The 15,342-nt window shown below is 56.6% G+C and carries 13 protein-coding genes and 1 pseudogene; 11 read left to right on the top strand and 3 right to left on the bottom strand.

Annotated features, from left to right (window positions below; translation table 11 throughout):
- Nucleotides 1-56: 56 nt before the first annotated feature.
- The 8 genes and pseudogenes from QA640_RS32775 (at nt 57) to ureG (ending at nt 6,739) form a co-directional block, all read left to right on the top strand.
- Nucleotides 57-1,331 (top strand): beta-propeller fold lactonase family protein, encoded by a 1,275-nt coding sequence (locus tag QA640_RS32775; RefSeq protein WP_283036958.1) that lies wholly within the window; start codon nt 57-59, stop codon nt 1,329-1,331.
- A gap of 203 nt (nt 1,332-1,534) precedes the next feature.
- Nucleotides 1,535-2,368 (top strand): urease accessory protein UreD, encoded by an 834-nt coding sequence (locus tag QA640_RS32770; protein ID WP_283036957.1) that lies wholly within the window; start codon nt 1,535-1,537, stop codon nt 2,366-2,368.
- A gap of 25 nt (nt 2,369-2,393) precedes the next feature.
- Nucleotides 2,394-2,693: pseudogene (locus tag QA640_RS32765) on the top strand (urease subunit gamma); the annotation flags it as partial.
- Between the two features lie 12 nt (nt 2,694-2,705).
- Nucleotides 2,706-3,278: a HupE/UreJ family protein gene (locus QA640_RS32760; RefSeq protein ID WP_283036956.1), complete on the top strand. Its 573-nt coding sequence runs from the start codon at nt 2,706-2,708 to the stop codon at nt 3,276-3,278.
- Nucleotide 3,279: 1 nt separating this feature from the next.
- Nucleotides 3,280-3,621: an urease subunit beta gene (locus tag QA640_RS32755; protein WP_283036955.1), complete on the top strand. Its 342-nt coding sequence runs from the start codon at nt 3,280-3,282 to the stop codon at nt 3,619-3,621.
- Between the two features lie 9 nt (nt 3,622-3,630).
- The gene (gene ureC / locus QA640_RS32750; RefSeq protein WP_283036954.1) at nt 3,631-5,334 is read left to right on the top strand and encodes an urease subunit alpha; all 1,704 of its coding nucleotides are present in this window, start codon (nt 3,631-3,633) and stop codon (nt 5,332-5,334) included.
- A 38-nt stretch (nt 5,335-5,372) separates the two neighbouring features.
- Nucleotides 5,373-6,071 carry an urease accessory protein UreF gene (locus tag QA640_RS32745; protein WP_283036953.1) on the top strand — a complete coding sequence of 233 codons (699 nt, stop codon included), beginning with the start codon at nt 5,373-5,375 and terminating at the stop codon, nt 6,069-6,071.
- Nucleotides 6,068-6,739 (top strand): urease accessory protein UreG, encoded by a 672-nt coding sequence (gene ureG / locus QA640_RS32740; RefSeq protein ID WP_283036952.1) that lies wholly within the window; start codon nt 6,068-6,070, stop codon nt 6,737-6,739. The genes QA640_RS32745 and ureG overlap by 4 nt, the downstream gene beginning before the upstream one ends.
- A 70-nt stretch (nt 6,740-6,809) precedes the next feature.
- On the opposite strand, the gene QA640_RS32735 is transcribed toward ureG, so the two are convergent.
- Nucleotides 6,810-7,160 (bottom strand): hypothetical protein, encoded by a 351-nt coding sequence (locus tag QA640_RS32735; protein WP_283036951.1) that lies wholly within the window; start codon nt 7,158-7,160, stop codon nt 6,810-6,812.
- A gap of 884 nt (nt 7,161-8,044) precedes the next feature.
- On the opposite strand from QA640_RS32735, the gene QA640_RS32730 reads away from it, so the two are divergent.
- The 3 genes from QA640_RS32730 (at nt 8,045) to QA640_RS32720 (ending at nt 12,669) form a co-directional block, all read left to right on the top strand.
- Complete coding sequence (locus QA640_RS32730; RefSeq protein ID WP_283042952.1) at nt 8,045-8,755, top strand: AraC family transcriptional regulator; 711 nt, start codon at nt 8,045-8,047, stop codon at nt 8,753-8,755.
- Nucleotides 8,756-11,227: 2,472 nt separating this feature from the next.
- Entirely contained in the window at nt 11,228-11,746 is a 519-nt protein-coding gene (locus QA640_RS32725; protein WP_283036950.1) for an FUSC family protein, read from the top strand.
- 116 nt (nt 11,747-11,862) lie between these two features.
- The gene (locus QA640_RS32720) at nt 11,863-12,669 is read left to right on the top strand and encodes an SDR family NAD(P)-dependent oxidoreductase (RefSeq protein ID WP_283036949.1); all 807 of its coding nucleotides are present in this window, start codon (nt 11,863-11,865) and stop codon (nt 12,667-12,669) included.
- Nucleotides 12,670-12,928: 259 nt separating this feature from the next.
- Here QA640_RS32720 and QA640_RS32715 read toward each other — a convergent pair whose 3' ends face one another.
- Nucleotides 12,929-14,824 carry a PAS domain S-box protein gene (locus QA640_RS32715; RefSeq protein ID WP_283036948.1) on the bottom strand — a complete coding sequence of 632 codons (1,896 nt, stop codon included), beginning with the start codon at nt 14,822-14,824 and terminating at the stop codon, nt 12,929-12,931.
- A complete protein-coding gene (locus tag QA640_RS32710; protein ID WP_283036947.1) occupies nt 14,821-15,279 on the bottom strand; it encodes a response regulator in 459 nt (152 codons plus the stop codon). The genes QA640_RS32715 and QA640_RS32710 overlap by 4 nt, the downstream gene beginning before the upstream one ends.
- Between the last annotated feature and the right edge of the window lie 63 nt (nt 15,280-15,342).

The following is a 15,342-nucleotide window of genomic DNA, read 5'->3' as shown; positions in this document are numbered from 1 at the left end:
CGTGCAGAGTGAGACGACCTAACCCCCGCATTTAAGCTCAACCAAAGGAGTTGCAGATGGCAAAAGAGGCGATGATGAAAGACATGTCTGTGGCAAAAGGAAAGCCTGGACATCTCTACATGCAAACCAATGAAGTCGAAAATGCGATTATCCACTACGAGCGGAGCGCAACAGGTGCGCTTACCGAGGTGGAACGCATCAAAACGGGTGGCGTGGGCTCAGGTGAATTCAAGCCGATCAGCGGTCAAGAAAGCGCTCCCAACGCGTTTGAGGGCGCGAGCAGCATCATCTTCACGCCGGATCGACGCTTTCTGTTCACGACGAACGGTGGAGACAATTCCGTTTCGAGTTTCCGCGTGGGCGAGAACGGCCGGCTTACACTGCTAGACGTCAAGCCAACCGGAAATCCAGTCGAGGGACGAAGTGGTACGGCCAAGTCGGTTGCCTACAGGCCCTCAAGCAAGACGCTGTATGTGCTTCATTCGTTTGGGCCGGACCACGTTCGTCTGATGTCGGTCAGCGATGAAGGTAAGCTTACGCCGCGTCCCGAGCGACACACCATCAACACCCACGACAAGACGAACCGCGTGTCGACCATGGTCGTGTTGTCGCCCAATGGAAAATTTCTCTTTGTCGGTACTACCTTCGACGAACCAATCGTAACCACAGGCTTGTATCCGGATGGTTCGCCCATTCTCTGGGTCCAGCGAAAGGGCGGCGCATACCATTCGATCGCCTCGAATGCTCCGGACCCCGACGGTCTCGCCATCTTTCCCATCGGGGAGGACGGCTCCCTCGGCACCGGCAGGTTCGTTGACGGGAAAGGCGGCTCTCCGTTCTATATCGCCTTCCTGCATAAGCGGCCGAACACCTTCATCATCGGATATGCCGTCGGCGATGGCGTGAGCATGGGCACTATCGAGGACGACGGTAGGGTCAACATCGGCCCGCTCGTCAAGATCGACACGAGCGCGGGAGTGCCGACTGAGCTGTGCTGGGCATCGGTCTCATCCGATGACACAATGGTGTACGCAACGAACTTCGGCTACAGCAATGTCAGTAGCTACCGCATCAACGGTCACGGCCTGGAAATTGCGAGCGATCCAGCTTGCCCGAAGGTTCCGGGAGACGGCACCGCCAGAGGGCTCAACGGCACCGTGACCAGCGGGCCGGCCGATAACTGGCTCAGCCCGGATGATGCGTATCTTTACCAGATCTACGGCAACGCCGCGAAGCTCGTCTGTTACGCCACGCAGCCGGACGGCTCGCTCAAGGAAGTTGATAGCGTGAAGATTCCCTACAACAGTCCGCAAGGGCTTGCGGGGTTCTGATTCCACTTTCGCACCGCGGGTTCGGGCGTGACCGGCTTTGCCGATTGTCACGCCCACCCTTCCTTCGTTTTGCCGGCGCCAAACCATTCTCAATCAAGCGCTCACTTTCAAGATTTGTCGAGCCGATGTTCGAAGCAACACACCAGGGCAATTCCAGCGAGAACCCAAGTGGTCCTAGAGCTTTCGGCGTGCACGGAGGAAATGTGAGCGACGTCGATCTAGAGCGGGCCAACGGAGCCGGCCGGATCGTACTCACTGGCTCCGCGAGCGGTACTCGAATCTCCGAAGTTTATCAGAAATTTCCGATAGGCGTGATGTTTCCAAGGATCGGCAGCGACTTGGTGAAAGAGGCCGTCATCGTGAATTCATCAGGCGGGATCGCAGGGGGAGATCGGATCGAAATAGAAGTCGTGGCGCTCAACGATGCATCGGTCGCTGTCACAACACAGGCTGCGGAAAAGATCTACAGGGCGTTAGATCGACCTGCTCGGGTTGGGACTAAGTTGAAGGCGTGCGGTGGGGCAAAGCTCGCTTGGCTTCCGCAAGAAACGATCGTCTTTAATCAGGCACGCATTCTTCGGCAGACAGAGATTGATCTTTGCTCAGGAGCCGAGCTGATTGCGCTCGAATGGTTGGTGCTTGGTCGTGCTGCACGCGGAGAGGAAGTCGTCAGTGGGCACATATCGGAGAGCTGGCGCATCAAAAAGGATGGCCACCTCATCTGGGCGGACGGCTTCCGCGTCTCAGACGAGGTGTTCGCGCAGCTGCACCGAAAGGCACTGCTCTCCAACTGGAAGGCCGTTGCAACACTCATCTATTTCGGACCTGGTCTTGATAGACGGCTGGAGAGTTTGCGCGAGATAGCAGCTTCGCTCGATTGTCGCTGCGCCGCCACGATCGTCGGGGCGATCATCATTGTGCGCGTCGCCGCAGCGGTGAGCTCCGATCTTCGGCGGGGACTTCGTAGTTTGCTGGAACAATTCAGTCGAGAGCTTGGACCAGGCCCTTTCGGAGTGCCGAAAATGTGGTCGTGTTAGCGGCCATTATGGAACGGAGAATGCCTTGAATCTTACACCACGAGAAAGGGACAAGCTGATGATAGCTGTCGCCGCGATGGTTGCGCGAGGGCGGCTCGCGAGAGGCCTCAAGCTCAACTATCCAGAGAGTATCGCACTGATTACGGATTTCATCCTGGAGGGAGCGCGCGACGGTAAATCGGTCGCCGAACTCATGTCCGCGAGCGGCCGAGTACTGACGCAGGACCAGGTCATGGAGGGTATTCCCGAAATGGTTTCCGAGATGCAGGTCGAAGCCACATTCCCTGACGGAACGAAACTTGTGCCGGTCCACAATCCGATTCGATAGGAGCTTTTGATGCGCTTAGCCTTGATCTGCATCGCGTTGGCCGAGGCGTTGATCGTCCCGGCTCATGCTCATACAGGTGTCGGATCCGTGAGTTCGTTCAGCTCCGGAGTTGCACATCCTTTTAGTGGGGCAGACCACCTCATTGCTATGACGATGGTAGGCCTTTGGAGCGTGTTTACAGACCGGCGTGCCGTTTTGGTCTGGCCAGCCACCTTCGTGGCGGCGATGTTGGGCGGCTTCGCGGCGGCGAGCTGGGGCTTGCAGATCGCTTTCGTCGAGCAGGCCATCTGCTGGTCGGTCGTCTTGCTGGGAGTGCTCGTTGCGTTCCGAGTACGGGCGCCAGTAGCCTTGGGGGCCGTGATAGTCGGTCTCTTTGCGTTCTTCCATGGGCACGCTCACGGGACGGAGGCAACCACAGCCAACCTTATTCTTTATGCAGCGGGTTTCACGCTCGCAACTTCTGCGCTCCTTGCCGTCGGCGTCGGAGCTGGCTTCTACGCGCGGAGCTCGGTCGGAACGCTCTTGCTGCGCGCAGCGGGCGGATGCGCAGCGGCGGTCGGATTGTCACTATTGGGAGGCTGATGTGGTCCCTGGCGAGGTCTTTCCAGCATCGGGTGAGATTGTCCTGAACAAGGATAGGACAGCCATCTCTCTTGAGGTTGCCAACACCGGAGATCGGCCCATTCAAGTGGGCAGCCACTATCATTTCGCGGAGACAAATGCGGCTCTGGTTTTTGATCGAGATGCCGCTTTAGGTTGTCGGCTCGATATCCCGGCCGGGACGGCCGTACGGTTCGAGCCGGGCCAGTCCCGCGAAGTTTCGTTGATCCGTTATGGCGGCGCCCGCGTAGTTTATGGGTTTGGCGGTTTGGTGATGGGACCTCTGCCGCCAGCAGGGCACGCCGCGATCACTTCAGGCGATTGAGGTAACCAAATGCCCCACATAATGGGCCGCTCCGCCTACGCACAGATGTTCGGACCGACGGTTGGGGACAAGCTTCGTCTCGCAGATACCGATCTGCTGATAGAGGTGGAGAAGGACTTCACGACTTACGGAGAGGAGGTGAAGTTCGGCGGAGGAAAAGTCATTCGCGATGGCATGGGACAGTCGCAGCGTACGCGCAGCGAGGGAGCCGTTGATACAGTCATCACCAACGCCCTGATTCTTGATCATTGGGGGGTCGTGAAGGCGGACATCGCTATCAAGGATGGGCTCATTTCAAAGATCGGGAAGGCCGGCAATCCCGATGTGCAGCCGAACATCGACATAATCATCGGACCTGGTACTGAGATCATCGCCGGGGAAGGCAAGATCATTACCGCAGGGGGTATCGACACTCATGTCCATTACATTTGCCCGCAACAAATCGACGAGGCGCTCTATTCAGGCCTAACAACGATGATGGGTGGGGGCACCGGACCAGCGACAGGTACCGCGGCCACAACCTGTACTCCAGGCCCTTGGCATGTCCAACGGATGCTCGAGGCAGCAGACGCCTTCCCGATGAACCTCGGTATTTTCGGTAAAGGTAATGCGAGCCTGGCCGCTGGTCTCGTTGAGCAGATCGAGGCTGGTGTGTGCGGTCTCAAGCTGCATGAAGACTGGGGCGCGACGCCCGCTGTGATCGACTGCTGCCTTTCCGTGGCGGACGACATGGATGTGCAAGTCTTGATCCATACCGACTCTCTTAATGAGGGTGGTTACGTGGAAAAAACCATCGCCGCATTCAAGGGCAGAACGATCCATACCTTTCACACTGAAGGCGCCGGAGGCGGACATGCGCCGGACATCATAAAGGTTTGTGGAGAGGGGAACGTCATCCCGGCTTCGACAAATCCAACACGGCCCTACACGGTGAACACGCTCGACGAAGCGCTCGATATGCTCATGGTCACGCATCACCTCGATCGTCGTATTCCAGAAGACGTTGCCTTCGCTGAGAGCCGGATACGCAAGGAGACAATAGCCGCGGAAGACATTTTGCACGATCTGGGAGCTCTATCAATCGTGTCGTCAGACAGCCAGGCAATGGGGCGCGTCGGTGAGGTGATTGCCCGTACGTGGCAAACAGCCGACAAGATGAAAAAGCAGTTCGGGAGATTGGCTGAAGAGAATGGCAGTAACGATAACTTCAGAGCGCGGCGCTACGTTGCCAAATACACGATCAATCCTGCGATAGCCCAAGGTATCTCCACCTACGTCGGCTCGATTGAAGTTGGGAAGATTGCCGACATCGTAATCTGGGATCCGGCCCTTTTCGGCGTAAAGCCTGACATGATTCTCAAATCCGGCACGATCGCTGCAGCTATCATTGGCGATCCCAACGCCTCTATTCCGACCCCCCAGCCTCAATACTATCGGCCGATGTTCGGCGCGTTCGGCCGCTCTCTGAGCAGGAGCTCAGTGACCTTCGTCAGCGAGGCATCCCTAGTGAGGAACCAGGTGCTCGGGCTTGCGAAGAGACTTCTTCCTGTCTCGAATACGCGCAAAATCGGTAAGCATTCGATGATTCTCAACAACGCCACCCCTCACATGGAGGTCGATCCGGAAACTTATGAGGTGCGGGCAGATGGCCGGCTGCTCACTTGCGCGCCTGTGATGGTGCTGCCAATGGCTCAGCGCTACTTTATGTATTGATGCCGACGCGTACTTATATGCGCAATGGACGAAATATCATGACGGACGAGGGGTTCCCGTGCTCGCCTCTATCCTTTTTGCGACTGCAGAGTTGGCTTTCGCCGAACTTCCCAAATGGCGCCTACAGTTATTCGCACGGTCTCGAATGGGCCGCCGAGGCTGGTCTCGTCCATGACCGCTCAAGCCTTGTCGATTGGCTGGAAGCAGATCTTTGCCATGGATCCGGACGGAATGAAGCGGTCTTTTTCAACGAAGCATATCGCTGCGCAATCGATAATGACGCTGCTAAGCTCACCTTGGTTGCCGAATTGGCGGCAGCCTCGCGCGGGACATCAGAATTCGCGCTTGAATCATCGCAGCAGGCGACTGCAAGCCTTACGACACTCCGTCGGGTGTGGTCCGATCCTATATTGGACCTCTTCTTGGAGAAGCAGATCCAGCCGGTCGTGGCGGTCGTTCTCGGCTGTCGCTCGGCAAGGGAGCGGATTCCGGCGTGCGTGGCGTTACCTGCCTTCCTGCACAGCTATGTCGCCAATTTGGTAATCGCCGGCGTCAGGCTGATCCCCCTCGGGCAAACCGACGGTCAACTCGCTATCGCGGAGCTTGAGCACGCGGTTTTGTCCGCAAGCGCACAGGGAATCTGCAGCACGCTTGACGACCTGGGCTCCGCGGGCTTAATGGTTGAAATCGCTTCCATTGACCATGAAACCCAATATACGAGGTTGTTCCGGTCATGAAGACGGTTGAAAACGAGACGCCCCTTGTGCGCAGCAAGTTCGCTCCGGCACACCACGGTCCGCTCCGCGTCGGGATCGGCGGCCCAGTAGGCTCGGGCAAGACAGCGCTAGTAGAGGCGTTATGCAAGCTTCTACGAGATTTCTACGACATCTACGTAATTACCAACGACATCTACACCAAAGAAGATCAGCTCATTTTAACCCGCGCCCAAGCGCTGCCAGCAGAACGTATCATGGGCGTGGAGACAGGCGGCTGCCCTCACACGGCGATACGTGAGGACGCCTCGATGAATCTCGCTGCGATCGAGGGTATGAATTTGAAATTCCCGCATGCAGAGCTGTGCTTCGTGGAGTCGGGTGGTGACAATCTCGCGGCAACCTTTAGTCCGGAGCTTGCGGACTTGACTATCTACGTGATCGACGTCGCTGCTGGCGAGAAGATCCCACGCAAAGGCGGCCCAGGTATAACGCGCTCCGACCTGCTCGTGATCAACAAGATCGATTTGGCTCCCTTGGTGGGAGCCAATCTTCAGGTTATGGAATCAGACGCCCGACGGATGCGAACTACGCGGCCTTTCATTTTTTCAAATCTGAAAAGCGGGGAGGGCGTCGATGAAATCGCCGACTTCATTCTCAAGAAGGGTGGGTTAGCAGCGGCGAACCTTTAAGTACTTGATTCACCTGGCAACCCCGCGCCATTCACTCAGTGTATTCAGTCTCCCCATGTGGTTGTCCGGGCTATCGACCCGCGACCTCACCGCCGGTACTGGCAAGCCGTGCCGCGCCGAGCGCCTCTGTCGCGCCGATGTAGCAGATGGGTCGGTTGGTAGCATCGTTGATCATGCGCCAGAGAGCGCCCTTCGCACTCACTTGCCGGTACTGGGCGTACCACGTGTCTGTGCCTTCACGCGTTTTGCCGGGGAAAGCACGGATATCTTCGCCGCCAGAACAAAGCGTGACGGCGCCTGGAGGTGGCGCATCGAAGCCGAATTGCTTCCGAGCTTCGCGGAAGTTCAACTCCTGGGCGCCTTGAGCCTTACGCTCGGCGTTCTTTTCGGCCCAGAATACACAGAAATAAGCGTCAGACATTTGGTTGGCTCGTTGGCGTAGGCTCGCGGGCGGAAGACTGTCTTAACGACAACCCAATCGACCCTCTCGGGCGCGTAGTATGCGTGCACTCGATCCTGCCTGCTATTCCAGGATTGTTGCAGTTGAAGTGATCTTGTCAGATTAGCGCGCCCGCGAGGCATCGAGCGAAAGCCGTCGTACCGTTGCGGATTGATAGAAGGCGACCCGGCGATCGTGGGTGGTGGTGCAGTCGACAGCTGATCATGCATTTTGACCGTCGACAGTTGCCGTCGGAACGACCAAGATAAAACTTTGGTTTGTGTTGACTAAAGCCAATCGGTAACTTGGAGCAGTCAAAAATAGTATGGCGCTATTCGAGCCGACGAGACTGCGATTTTGAATAGGAAGCATATCGGATAAGAAATCCACGAAACGAGCTTCCGCCAGTCATTGTTTGCATCCTTACGACGTTTTACAACGCCTAATTACAACGCTTAACGCGACACTTTTCACCGGTCGACATAGTCTGCCTCATCGATTGAGAGTGCGAACTAGGCGAGTGCGAGGTCGCCCGCCAATGATCCACGACTACGGAGAGTTAGTAGGTGACAGGGATGATGACGAGCGTGTCGAGCGGAGGGCCTGAAAGGATAAGCTCACCATATGGTAGCGCAAATCAAGCGGTAACTGACCTTCGGGACTTGAACACGATCGGACCGCCGGTCGATGTCAAGTCCTGTCCGTCAAGTAGCAGTAAGCTTCTCCATCCGACTGTCCAAATTGGGCCGGTTGAGTGTGTAAAGCGTCTCGGTACTGGTTGTCCCGGTTGGTTCGTAGAGAGTATACATGCGCCGATGGGGCGGAGAATAGAGCTAGAATTTCAAGGTCCCGTTCACCTCTTGGCAATGTACAATGAGGGGGCCCGCCGGGACGGGGAAACTTCGATTGATGGATTCGCGCCGTCCAAGATTCGGAATTTTGCGAAGAAGCTCACGTTCGTCCCGGCCGGCTGCGGCTATCGAGAGCGGCTCGAGACCGCTTCGTCCACCCGCTTGACGTTTCTCTATTTGGATCCAACCGTTCTCCGAAGCGATGGAGAAACCGACTATGCCGCGAGAGTTCATTTTGAGGACGTTGTCGTTTGGGAAACCGCGGCCAAGTTGAAGAGCGCGATCGAGAATGGGCAAGCAAAGAAGATATTCTATCTGTCCGCGCTCTCTAGCGTGCTCGCAATTGAGCTGTCGCGCTCTGACGATAGCGCATCGCGTGATGCGGCCCCGATTCGTGGAGGCCTTGCTTGTTGGCAAAAGCGCGCTGTCGTGGGTTACATTGAAGAGCATCTAGGCGAGCAAATTTGTCTAGGTACGCTTGCGCAGCTCGCCCGCCTCAGCCAGCACCACTTTTGTCGGGCCTTCAAAAAATCCTTCGGCGTTCCGCCGCATCAGTACCACGTGCAAAGGCGCATTGAACAAGCCAAGCTGCTTTTGGCAGATCGATCAATCCCCATCACAGACATCGGGTTTGCGCTTGGCTACTGTCAAACGAGCTCCTTTAGCGTGGCCTTTCGGAAGACGACAGGCTGGACACCGAGCGAATATCGCAGGGAGTTCAAATAGAGCGACGCACGCATCACCCCTCGCGCGATCTGCTTAGCCCTGACGCGTCACAGGCTAGGTTGGGTCGGAAAACCGCTGAAGGAAGTCGCAGCGCGTCGGGGTGTCGGCCAGCGCATCATTCTAGGGTGTATAGCATATCGGAGTAGAGGGATCTCATAGCGCCGTTTGAAATGGAGACGCGTGCAAAGCCACCCTCGCTGCCCTTATTGCGCCTCCAATTGCCAGGTTGATCCCCAATGTTGGTGATCACCCGGCGCCATTTTTAGCCTTCTGATTCGCATCTTTCGTCGATGGCTTCGGGAGAGCGAGTGCTTCGAAAGCCGGCGCCGCTTGGGCTGGAGTCAGTCGCAGTCAACGAGGCGGGCCGAAAGTCGATGGTTCGATGACCCATAACAGGCGCGCCTGACATCATTCGGAAGCGGGGTCGCACCGAGAGTCTCGAGGATTACAATTTGAGGATTGGAGCGTTCCTATTGACACACATGCGCGTAGCTCGGCAAGGAAGCCATTTGCGATCGAACGTCCTCTGCTCGCGGTCAGATCGCCCGGTGGGGATTTCCCGACCTCAGGATAGTGGGGGGGCAAGCGGCATAGATTGACCGCCTCGGCTCTCGCTCGAAGAGCCGTCGGGCTTGCGGGCGTTAGGATATCGGCGGAGAGCTCTGCAGCAGTTGATCCCATCGAAGTCATCAGAGCGTATTGTGCCTCCGCTAGACACATGACCCAGCTTATCCACCATGCGCACCAGATCGGCGATAGATCGTGCAGCCATTTTGGACATGATCCGGCCACTATGAATGCGAGCGGTGTGCGTGCAGACTCCCAATTGGCTTGCAATCTGCTTGGGTCCCTGTCCTGCTGAAAGTAACACCATCGTCTCTCTTTCGCGAGGCGAAAGCGATTTGAGCCGGGTCCGTAGCTCGTCCATGGTCTGCTTTTGCAAACGGTGCGCGCGATCAGACTCGATGCCGCTCTTCACCGCGTCGAGTAGCTCATGATCTTGAAACGGTTTGATGAGATAGTCGACGGCCCCAGCTTTCATCGCTGAAACGACCGTCCTGGCCTCGTTCTGAGCGGTAAGAAAGACGAAGGGTATATTGGGTAGTCTGGTCCTTGCTTGTCGGGATTGAAGATCGAGGCCGCTTATGCCGGGCAACCGCACGTCTAGCACGATGCAATTGGGTGAATGAGATGTGCCTCTCTTCAAGTATTCTTCGGCCGATTTGAAGAGTGCGACCTCTAGGCCCGCCCTCCCGAGCAAGATCTTCAATCGCGCTCGCAAGGAGTCGTCGCTGTCGATAATAGCAACTAACGCTCGGTCAACAGTCATGGATTATTGCCTACCATCCTCGTTAGGTCGAAGACAGGCTTCGTTCTTCTCATCCGTCAGTGCAAAAATCGCAGCACTTAGGACTCTCTGTAAGAGACGACTAGCCTGATCTTCAGTGTCTTGCGCTCGGCGCGGCAGCGCGTGAGGAGACAGCAGCGACAGTGCCACAGGATGAGCTCGACCAGAAAGCCCGATGTGCGCATGTGTTCCGAATTCGAAAAGCATGAATTTTCAAGCGCTTTTCAAGGCAGGGCCTTAGGCGCCTGTTTGCTAAAGACGGCATAGCCACTTGCCGTTCTCCCAGCGGCGGACCTTGAAGCGTTCAACGCACTTCTTTGAACAGAGGGGAGTTCGCCAGGAATAATGCCGGATGAGACCGAACGGTCCCTCACAGGCCGCGCAGCGCTTTGGCGCATCATGCTGCTTATTGTTTGAGTTGCTGAGCATTTCCTGTCTCCTCTGGTCGTCGCTCGGGCCCCAATTGCCGTCCTTCTCTGTCGTTGACGTCGTCCAAAGCAAAAGTGGATCCCGACATCATAAAAAATGATTGCGCTCGAGTTGTGGGCCAAATCGTCGACTTTAGGTTCAGGCGATCGCCCAATCTAGAAACGGCGGCGAGATTAAGATGATGAGGGAGATGGCTCAATTGTACGTCGGTTCGCGCCGGTAGCCGAAAGGGCTGCGGGAACTAAAACCAAGGTTTGCGGTGATCGCTTGCAATTCCTATGTGGGCGCCCGACGGGCGCTTGAAGCGTGCTCGCAGGTGCCCTTGTGGCCATTTGGCCCAGCGCGCTTGTGTCGAAAGACGTTTCTTGGAGATCAGGATACGAATGAACGGCGCACTTTCGGTCAAGAGACGGCATAACTGCGGAAGACATCCCGCGAGGGCGCGATATTCTGGAAATAGTCGTACAAAGGAGGGTGAGAAGACCATGCTTAGAATTCGAGGAGCGATCGCACTCTTGATGATCGGCGGTGAATTGCCCGCGTTTGCAGGTTGGCGAGAGGCCCTTGCGGTCGCCCACTCGGCCGAGAACCGAAACACTCGAGCTGAAGGAAGTGCAGTTCGGGTGGAACGAAGCCCACGAAACGGGATTCGATGAGAAACCCGTAGCTTTCAGCTCGATGATGGAGGTGACGTTATGATTGTTAGGGCAAGGCTCTCATCTTGGAACGTCATCTACTCGTTGAATATGGGAATCGCGTGCGCAATATCCTACTGGGTTATGACCCATGCACTTGCCTCAATTGTTGACAAGGATTCTGAGTTTTTGGGAGGCATGTGGGCGGCCGTGGCGACCCTTTTCGTCTTTCGGGCGTCTCGCGGCGACAGCTTGTCGGCAGGAGCGAGCCGATTGCTGGCCACGAGCGTGAGCTTCGCGTTGTGCTTGGCCTATCTTTGGTTCTTCCCATTCACGGTACTAGGTCTAGCTGCGCTGATCGGAATCGGTACATTGGCAATGATGCTCTTAGGCCGACAAGAGGACATCGTTACCACGGGAATAACGACGGTAGTCGTCATGGTGGTTGCTGCGATTAGCCCTACTGATGCCTGGCAGCAACCAGTCCTCCGTCTGGTTGATACCGTTGTTGGAGTCGGGATCGGGGTCGGAAGTAAATGGGCTGCTTCGTATCTGTATTCCCGTGCAGTCGGGAAATGATGACGTGAAGTTAGCTTTCGATCGCGGAGCTGGATCGGTCGTCAAACGATGGAACGGCTGAAGGTGCCGCGAGGCCATTGCAAATGGCGATTTGGGCCACAAAGGGAAATCGAGTAATGGATCTGAAGGGAAAGCGCGTTGTGGTCACCGGTGGCTCCAGCGGCATCGGCTTGGCGCTAACGCGCTTGCTGCTGGCGCGCGGCGCACGCGTAGCAATCGTGGGTCGGCGACGAGTGCACCTGGACAAGGCGGTCGCACAGCTCAAGGTGACCGGCCTGAGCGTCAGTGCAGTCGCGGCCGACGTGACCAGAGGGTCGGATAGACAGAAGATTCTGTCTTATGCGGACGCCGAATTCGGTGGCATCGATATCCTTGTGAACAATGCCGGCGCGGTGCGAGCCGGACGGCTTGAGCTTATTCCGGAACGCGAGATCCGGGCGATGGTCGAGGTTGACCTGCTGGCACCGATCCTATTGACACGTGAGGCGCTGCCACGCCTGCGCAGCAGCGGCGATGGGCTGATTGTCAACGTGACATCTGCGGCTGCGCTGACTGGCGTGCCGTTTTATGGGACGTATGCTGCCACGAAAGCGGGGCTTGCCCGCTTCGGAGAGGCGCTGCGCCGTGAGCTCAAGGGCGAGGGCGTGCACGTGCTGACGGTCTATCCGGTCGCCACCGACACGCCGATGATGGCAAGTTCGAAGGCGGGCGCGGGTCTTGGTTTCGGACGTGAGTCCGCGGTTGATGTCGCGGCCGCGATCGTGGAAGGAATCGAGGCCGACGCCCTCGAAGTCGCGCGAGGTGGCGAGGCGAGGGCGCAGGTGATCGCCCTCAACCGCGAGAATCCGCTTGTGCTGGATGAACGTTTCCTTGCCATAAAGGCAGAGCTGGAAGATGCTACTCGCAACCACAGGGCTCTTTGACTCGATGCAGTATGATTTCTGCGTGTCTAGCTTTTGGAGTGCCGTCAATTACCCGGCCGGAGCGCAGAACGGTGAGCGGGTCGATCGACGAGAAGACTATCCTTGATCGCTCGTTCAAGACCCAAGTGCTCGAGAATCCCTATCTGAAGGTCGCGCTCCTGCCTGAATTTGGCGAGAATTCTTCTCATCATTTACAGCGGACCGGAAACTCAATGCGGTGGTCGGCCCTCCTGCACTACAGTTGCGTCTGACCTGCAGCTTAAACCGCGTGACGTGAGGACTGCATCGCCTTACCTGGTAGCGTGAAGCGAAAGGTCGCGCCCCGGCCGGAGTTCGGGCTCGCCCACAAGCGACCGCCATGCGACTCTATTATCCGCCGACTGATGGACAATCCCATACCGGCGCCTTGCGGTTTCGTGGTAAAAAATGCATCGAAAATGTGCTCGCATTCGTTGGCTGGAAGCCCGATGCCAGAATCGCTCACCGAGATTAGTAATTGATGGTCTTCGGTCCTATCGGACACGACGGTCAGCTCGCCACCGCTATCCTTCATCGCCTCGATGCCGTTGATCATCAGGTTCATCAAAACCTGCTGCACTTGCACGCGATCCGCTGTCGTCGACGGAATCCCAACAGCAAGCTCGGTGCGGATCGAGACAGCGTTTCGAATCGCCAGATCACGTAGCAAAGCCGTCATCTCTCGAATAATTTCGTTTATGTCAATGAGTTCCCATTGCGGCGCACTGCGCGCATACAGTGATCGCACTCGGTCGATGATGGCGCCTGCTCGCATTACATCGGTAATCATCTCGCCAGCAACTTCGCGCGCTCTTGTCACGTCGGGCATAGCATGACTTAGCCATCGCCCGCAGGCCTGGGCTTTCAACGCGGCCGCAGTGATCGGTTGCTTGATCTCGTGCGCGAGAGAGGCAGCCAGCTCTCCCATCATGCTCACACGGTTTATGCGTGCGAGATCTGCCTCCAGCTGACGCAATCTTTCGCGCTCTCTTTCGGCCAATTTGCGATCCCCAATATCGCTGTTGGTCACCAAAACTGCTACAGGCGTGCCCTGCGCATCTCGTTGCAATGACCAGCGGCTCTCCACGGTTAGCCGAGCGTGGTCCTTCCTGGTGTGCACAACCTCGCCTTCCCAATGGCCAGTTTGCAGCAGTTCTGACGTGATTTCCTCAAGTGGAGCCGGGAAGGCCGGCTTCAGCAGATTGAAAGCATTCTGGCCCTTCGCTTGCTCGCCTGTCCACCCATACAGCTTTTCTGCACCACGATTCCAGTACGTGATAATCTCATTCAAGTCGTGGACGAAAATAGCGTCATGCGTTAGGTTAAGAAGATTAGCCTGTTCCTGTAGCGTCTCTTCAGCGCGCTTGCGGCTAGTGATATCCGTTATCGCGCCTATGAAGAGCACGCTCTCAGGATTGTCGCTAGCTGCGGGATGAGCCACAACTCGAACGTGCTTTATGACACCATCCGGCATCATCAGGCGCCGCTCCGTGGTAAATGCGGCTCTCACGATCGAGGTGCGATCAATCATCTTTCGAAGAAGCATCCGATCGTCCGGGTGAGTGCGCTCCACCACCAGGTCCGTCGTTGGCTTCGTCCCAGGGGCGCATCCAAAGATTCTACATGTCTCATCGGACCAGTTGATTTCCCCACTCAAAACGTCCCAGCCGAAACTCCCGGTGTGGCTCAATCGCTGCGCCTCGGCGAGGGTCATCTCGCTCCTGCGTAGAGCCTCCTCAGCCTTCCTGCGTTCGGTTCGTTGTCCAGCTTCGCGCAATGCGCGCCGCATTGAGGGCACGAGTCTCGACAGGCTGGTCTTCAGAACGTAATCCGTGGCTCCGATTTTGAGTGCCTCGACGGCGACTTCTTCGCCAAGCGTCCCGGAAACAAAGATGAAAGGTAGATTAGGATGGGTACGAAGGGCAAGGTTCAATGCTGAAAGACCATCGAATGAGGGAAGTTGGTAGTCCGCAAGAATCAGGTCAATTGCGACGTTGTTGAGTGCGCCTTCGAACTCAACACGTGTTTGAACCCGCGTTATCTCAAAGAAGAGCCCGTCCGTTTCCAGGAGATCTTGAATGAGCTCGGCATCAGTGGAGTTATCCTCCAGCAATAGAATCCGAAGAGGAGACGTCACAGTACGTTCTTCTTCATGCTGCCCGGCGGCGGCTCATTCACGATCGCCCAGAACGCGCCCAGTTCCTTGACGGCATTGACAAATTCGTGAAAGTCGACCGGCTTTACGACGTAGGCGTTCACCCCGAGCTTGTAGCTTTTCATCATGTCCTTTTCCTCGTGGGACGACGTCAGCACCACCACGGGTATCACCTTGAGATGATCGTCGGATTTGATCTGCTGCAACACTTCCAGCCCATCAATCTTTGGCAGCTTTAAGTCGAGCAGCATGACGGCTGGGTTTTCGTTCGAACGACTATCGAACTGCCCCCGACAATAGAGATAATCGAGAGCCTCCTGTCCGTCACGGGTAACAACCACCTCGTTTGTCAGGTAGTACTCCTCCAGGGCAGCCAGAGTAAGTTCAACGTCTCTTGGATCGTCCTCGACGATCAAAATGCGTCCCAGCATGCTCATAGAGTGCTCCTCGCTTCTTTCTGTGAAACGAATGCCTTCGGAAGAGAGAAATAGAACGTCGCG

This window comes from Bradyrhizobium sp. CB82 (assembly GCF_029714405.1).
Classification (GTDB): Bacteria; Pseudomonadota; Alphaproteobacteria; order Rhizobiales; family Xanthobacteraceae; genus Bradyrhizobium.
Note: the sequence above shows the minus strand (reverse complement) of the source record. Positions and strands in the feature narration are given on the sequence as shown.